Origin of the sequence: Okeania sp. SIO2F5 (assembly GCF_010692685.1) — a bacterium.
In the GTDB taxonomy this organism is placed as follows: domain Bacteria; phylum Cyanobacteriota; class Cyanobacteriia; order Cyanobacteriales; family Microcoleaceae; genus Okeania; species Okeania hirsuta.
In genome coordinates this window covers 23,673-29,672 of record NZ_JAAHGU010000092.1, presented here as the reverse complement: position 1 = coordinate 29,672, position 6,000 = coordinate 23,673, and the positions used below count along the sequence as shown (strand labels likewise).

The 6,000-nt window shown below is 35.8% G+C and carries 4 protein-coding genes; all 4 read left to right on the top strand.

The window, feature by feature from the left end; all coding sequences use genetic code 11:
* Nucleotides 1-1,278: 1,278 nt before the first annotated feature.
* The 4 genes from eno to F6K27_RS22840 all read left to right on the top strand — a co-directional run bounded on the left by eno (nt 1,279) and on the right by F6K27_RS22840 (nt 5,976).
* A complete protein-coding gene (gene eno / locus F6K27_RS22855) occupies nt 1,279-2,565 on the top strand; it encodes a phosphopyruvate hydratase (RefSeq protein ID WP_124142750.1) in 1,287 nt (428 codons plus the stop codon).
* A gap of 584 nt (nt 2,566-3,149) precedes the next feature.
* Nucleotides 3,150-3,884, top strand: coding sequence for a class I SAM-dependent methyltransferase (locus tag F6K27_RS22850; RefSeq protein ID WP_287278398.1), 735 nt, complete (start codon nt 3,150-3,152; stop codon nt 3,882-3,884).
* Nucleotides 3,885-4,312: 428 nt separating this feature from the next.
* Nucleotides 4,313-5,218 carry an NAD(P)-dependent oxidoreductase gene (locus tag F6K27_RS22845; protein ID WP_124142748.1) on the top strand — a complete coding sequence of 302 codons (906 nt, stop codon included), beginning with the start codon at nt 4,313-4,315 and terminating at the stop codon, nt 5,216-5,218.
* Between the two features lie 77 nt (nt 5,219-5,295).
* A complete protein-coding gene (locus F6K27_RS22840; protein ID WP_124142747.1) occupies nt 5,296-5,976 on the top strand; it encodes a class I SAM-dependent methyltransferase in 681 nt (226 codons plus the stop codon).
* The last annotated feature ends 24 nt before the right edge of the window (nt 5,977-6,000 follow it).

The following is a 6,000-nucleotide window of genomic DNA, read 5'->3' as shown; positions in this document are numbered from 1 at the left end:
CAACTTGATTCTCCTGTTATTATTCTTGATCCTTTATTCTTTTTTGTGATTTAGCCGATCTTCTCGAGCGCGATTTTTGGTCTTGGCAGCTATCATAATTGCCTACCCCATCATATTCAGTAGATACAAAAAACTTTTGATTTTATCCTTAAATTATCTTACCACTACTATGCAGGACTACCTTTTTATAGTGGCTTTTGCAAAAGGAGGAGTCAGGAGCTAAGAATTAACAGGAGCGCAAATCTCTTTACTTATATCAAGTCCGGATAATTAGTGATAGAACTCTGTTCCGAGATGCACGTTACCTAGTCCTTGTTCCCTTCTTCTAGACTATGACCATACTTTTTTGAATTTGGTATAACTTTTGATATTTCTATAAGTAACTCTATTCATGACTACTAATTTTTTTTCTGCCGTTATACCAATATTATGTGAGACTCTACAGAATTAGGTGTTAGGTATTAGCTGTTAGGTGTTATACCAATATTATGTGAGACTCCACAGAATTATGAAATTTATTAACTTGTCTGTCTCGATCTACATTTCACTCTGATTAAAATATTATTCTATGCAACTTCATATTAACTTGGTATTAAGTTTTTACAATTTTATTTTTTGATTCAAAAAGAGGTTAAATCTTCCTGATACCAAATCTGCCGATCAAAAAGTAGTTTTTCATGCCTCGTCTTAATCTTTACTACCTTACTACCTTTTGCCCTATTTACCTGGCAAAACCAACAGCTATCCTATTTTTCCTATCCTTATAAAAAGTATACTACCTAAAGCAAATCAAGTTTTTTTTAGCAAAAAAAAAGATTAAAATACGTATATTGTCCTTAATTTAAAGTAAAAATTTTATAAATTTATAGAGTTATTTATCCCAATAAAAATAGCATATATAAAACCATTAAATCAATTTTTTATAGTCAAAAAAAGTATATTTTGAAAAATTAACTCATCATTAATATTCAACTAAAACTCATCATTTTGATATGAGTACGAATAGAAATATTGAGATTAAATATATTTTAAAAAATTATTAAAAAAATATATGAAATTACATATTTAGGTAAAATTAGTGGTATAGAAAGAGAATTGATAAAATTATTAAACATTTTTGATATCTAGCTCAAAAGCCGGATTAACCTTCTATTCTGTCAGTGGAAATGCTAAATTTTGCTAATTTGGGTTGACAAAGACGACTCCCCATAGCGTAAGAAACCCGTAATTAGTATTTAGCCAATACCATCAAACTTGACAGAATAAGGAAGAAAAAATATGGAGACAGGTATTGAATCAATCCACGCCAGAGAAATTCTTGACTCCCGTGGTCGTCCAACAATTGAAGCGGAAGTCCACCTAGGCAACGGTATAGTTGGACTGGCCCAAGTGCCTAGTGGTGCATCTACAGGTAGCTTTGAAGCTCATGAACTTCGGGATGGAGATCAGGGACGCTACGGTGGCAAAGGGGTACTCACAGCAGTCAAAAACGTAGAAGAACAAATTACCCCCACCCTAGTCAAAATTAATGCTCTCAACCAAACCTTAGTTGACAGCAAAATGATCGAAATAGACGCTTCCCCTAACAAAAGCAACCTAGGAGCAAATGCTATCCTTGCGGTCTCCCTAGCAACAGCTAAAGCGGCAGCTAACTCTGTTGGTATGCCATTGTATCGCTATTTAGGTGGCCCACAAGCAAGTCTGCTTCCAGTACCCCTAATGAACGTCATTAACGGCGGTGCTCACGCTGCGAATAACGTAGACATTCAAGAATTTATGATCGTACCTGTGGGCGCACCTTCATTTAAAGAGGCATTGCGCTGGGGTGCAGAAGTCTTCGCTACCCTAAGTGGAGTTCTCAAAGACAAAGGTTTACTAGGTGGAGTAGGAGACGAAGGTGGTTATGCTCCCAACTTAGGTTCAAACCAAGAAGCATTAGATATATTAATTGCAGCGATTGAGAAAGCTGGTTACAAACCAGGAAAACAAGTAGCTCTTGCCCTAGATGTAGCAGCTAGCGAATTTTACAAAGATGGTAACTATATTTACGACGGCGCAACTCATTCTCCCACTGAATTGATTGATTATTTAGCTAGTTTAGTAGATCGATATCCCATTGTCTCCATAGAAGATGGCCTACATGAAGACGACTGGGACAGTTGGGTACAGCTCACCCAAAAATTAAGTAGCAAAATTCAATTAGTGGGAGATGACTTATTTGTTACCAACCCTTCTCGTTTACAAAAAGGCATTGATATGGGTGCTGGTAACTCAATTTTAATTAAACTTAACCAGATCGGTTCCCTGACTGAAACTCTAGAAACTATTGACTTAGCCACTCGTAATGGTTTCCGTTCAGTTATCAGTCACCGCTCGGGAGAAACAGAAGATACAACTATTGCTGATTTAGCCGTAGGAACACGGGCAGGTCAGATTAAAACTGGTTCTCTCTGTCGTAGTGAACGGGTGGCCAAATATAATCGATTGTTGCGGATTGAAGATGAATTGGGTGATCGCGCAGTTTATGCAGGTGCAGTAGGTTTAGGACCAAAAGGAAGAAGTTAGCCGAAAACTAGCAAAAACTGAGCGATAATACCAAAAATATTAGGGGAAGAAACTCAACAAGTGTAATTTTTGAGTTTCTTCCCATTTCTCAGGGATTAAGCCAAAATTTAAGTGTTGACTTGTGGTCAGTTTCTCAACTAATCTTGAATATATACAACCGATTTGCTATACTTTTTGAGCTAAATTTAGCTTCTGAAGTAGCTAGTATATTGAGCAATTTCGGACTAGGTAGGTTGAATGGAAATATATTATGCCAATAAAATGATTAAACCAAGAAACTGTAGGCTAATGATTAGGCAAGAACATATCAAATGGGTTCTGTAGGACTTTCTTGTAACTCTAGCAAGAAAGATTTTTGATGATAGATAAAACTAAAGTTTTATTCAATAGTATTATGAAGTGTCTAAATGCCCTCTTCAAGAGGCTTAAAGAGTTTTAGAGAAGGCATTTAAAAACTTTTTAACTATTTGCACGGTAATTAGGGTTATATACCTTTTTAACGTCGAGGGTTCTGCCTGTTTATAATTTAAGCTTATTGTCTGGCACTGTTTTGTCTAGGTCATGTTAATGAAACTAAAAAACTAATGAAAAAAATATTGAAACAACAAATCAATCAATATACTGGCATTACAAAATATTACGATCTTTTGATGACCGCAGGTTATTATGATTACGACACTCAAACAGATGCCCTAGCAGAAATTCTTAAATCAAGTGACTCTGTTTTGGAATTAGGAGTTGGTACAGGATTAGTTGCGGAAAAATTAATCAAAAAATTACCTAAAATTGATTTTTTAGGAATCGATTTCACTGAAAGTATGTTGGTGAAAGCACGACAGCGCCTTGGTGAAAACGTGGCTTTACACCATAAAAATGTATTAACTATGGATTTAGAAAGGAAGTTTGATGCAGCTTTTTCTAATGGAGGAATTTGGTATTTTATCGACGACGGCCAAACAGAATATACCTTTTGTAGCCATTTGCCAAAAGTAGAAAATATTATTAAAAGTTTCCAGAATGTGGCAAATCATTTAAACGATGCAGGATACTTAATTTTTAGTGTTCAAGGTGTTCACAAAGATTATGAAGAAACTCTATCTAATGGGATAACTTACAGTCAAAAAATCTTACCAATTCCCCATGATAAATTTGATAAACACTATATATTTTCTCAGGATCAAGTTGTCTTAGCAAAGCAAACTTGTACTTATCAACTTCTACCAGAAACTATGGCTCAACTCTTATTGGATGAATGTGGTTTTAAATTTCAAAATATAACTTCCTGCAAGCAATATCATGTCTATCAGAAAATTAGGTAATCCTGATTTTAGTCAAACTAAAAGTTAAAAGTTAGAAAATTAAGAAATTAAAACGTCATGTGCAACTTTTTCCAATCAAGAAGATAATAGTAACTTTAGATCAAAAGACTTTGATCTAAAGACTCAGAAACAGTAATTTTTCCCGGCTTTGTTGCACATCGTATCATTTCAGTTATTAGTACCTCCTCTCCTACTTTAGTAGAAGGTTTGAAATACTGAAGTTGATTTTTTTATCCCCTTGAAAGGGCAGGGCTAATTCTTTGTCATCAGACAATATTTACAACCCTATATTTTTGGTTAACTAATTCTAGCAAGATGCAGGAGATTTCAAAGGATAAAATTTTTATCTAGTTAGAGTAAATTGACCCTGCCTGGAAATGGGAGGCTTGATACCTGATTTTTTTGTCATTAAATTAAATAAATAAAGCATGAATAAGATAGGTTTTATCGGTGTTGGCAACATGGGAAATCCCATGGCGCGAAACTTACTTGAAGCGGGTTTTCCTGTAGTTGTCCATGATTTACGTCAAGAGGCGGCAAAAAACCTCCTTGAAAAAGGGGCAAAGTGGGCAGAATCCCCAGAAATAGTTGCTAGTCAAACAGATACCGTTATTACCATGTTACCTAATCCTGCAGCAGTAGAAAGTGTTGTGCTAGGAAAAAAAGGTATCTTGAAAAGTTTTAGTCCCGGTTCCATCTGGATTGATTGCACAACTAATTCTCCCACCTTATTCCAAGAAATAGCTCGAAAAGTTATTTCCGCAGGAATAAAAGTGCTAGAAGCACCGGTAACCAATGCAGTAGATGGGGCAGAAAGGGGAGAATTAATATTTTTTGCAGGTGGTGAGTTAGAGGTATTTGAACAAGCAAAACCTATCCTTGAACCTATGGCAGAAAAAATATTTTATGCAGGAGATTTAGGGACAGGAAATATAACTAAGCTAATTACTAATATGCTCTGGTTTATCAATGCTTGTGCAATTGGAGAAGCACTTGTTCTTGGAGCAAAAGCTGGCATTCCCCTAACTAATTTAGCAGAAATGATTAAATCTAGTGCGGGTAGTAGTTGGGTGGCACATCATGATATTTCCTCTATTTTTGCAGGACATTACGATCCGTCTTTTACTATCAAATTGTGCGTTAAAGATCTACGGCTTATTGATGAACTCGCTCAGAAATCAAATGTACCTTTAATGATGGGAAATCAAGCAAGGAATATTTTCCATGCTGCCCAGGCAAAATATGGTCAAGACCAGGGAGAAATGTCCGTAGTGAAATTACTAGAAGATATGGTAGGAATATCTTTGCAAACTGACCAAAATCATGGTAATTAAGTTAGAGTAAACTCTGAAGAAATAGTATTATAGTCAACAAAGGTTCTAAAAAAAGTAGTTTTCAGCCATTAAAAATTATGAATCAAGCAGTAACAGCAAAAACTAACGATAGTTTTGACGCAATTAAAGAAGCCCATACTTTGTCTGGTAATCCTGAAAAGATACAAGAATATTATGATAAATGGGCAGTAGCATACAATAATGATGTATCTAACGAAGAGTATACAGGTCCTGAGTACATCGTGAATTTCTTAGGAAGTCTAAAGAGCGATGATGGGTTGAAAGCAATAGACACCAGTAATCGCAATATTGAAATCCTTGATGCAGGGTGTGGAACTGGTTTAGTAGGTATTGTCCTCAAGCAAAAAGGTTATCAGAATATAGATGGATCTGATTTGTCTGAAAGAATGGTAGAACAAGCTCGCTCGACAGGTGTTTATAATTTTCTGGAAAGTGGAATTGACCTCACGAAAAAAAATGAAGCTTATGAGAACAACCAATATGATGCGACAGTTTGTTGTGGCGTGTTCACTTTAGGTCATGTACCACCAACTGCTTTGTCAGAACTAATCCGCATTACCAAACCAGGAGGATGGATAGTAGTAAGTACTCGCAAGAGCTATTATGATAGCACTAACTTCCAAGAAGTTTGCGACCGCTACCAACAAGAAGGTAAAGTTAAATTGGTCAACCATGTTAAAGATAGTCCATATATTTCCGAAGAAGGGGCGCATTATTGGGCTTTTGCAGTTTGTTAATTGACAAGCTGCTGTGAGCGAAGA

Coding starts and splice junctions, on each gene's coding strand:
- eno (WP_124142750.1), top strand. CDS start 1,279: ATGGAGACAGGTATTGAATCAATCCACGCCAGAGAAATTCTTGACTCC.
- F6K27_RS22850 (WP_287278398.1), top strand. CDS start 3,150: ATGAAAAAAATATTGAAACAACAAATCAATCAATATACTGGCATTACA.
- F6K27_RS22845 (WP_124142748.1), top strand. CDS start 4,313: ATGAATAAGATAGGTTTTATCGGTGTTGGCAACATGGGAAATCCCATG.
- F6K27_RS22840 (WP_124142747.1), top strand. CDS start 5,296: ATGAATCAAGCAGTAACAGCAAAAACTAACGATAGTTTTGACGCAATT.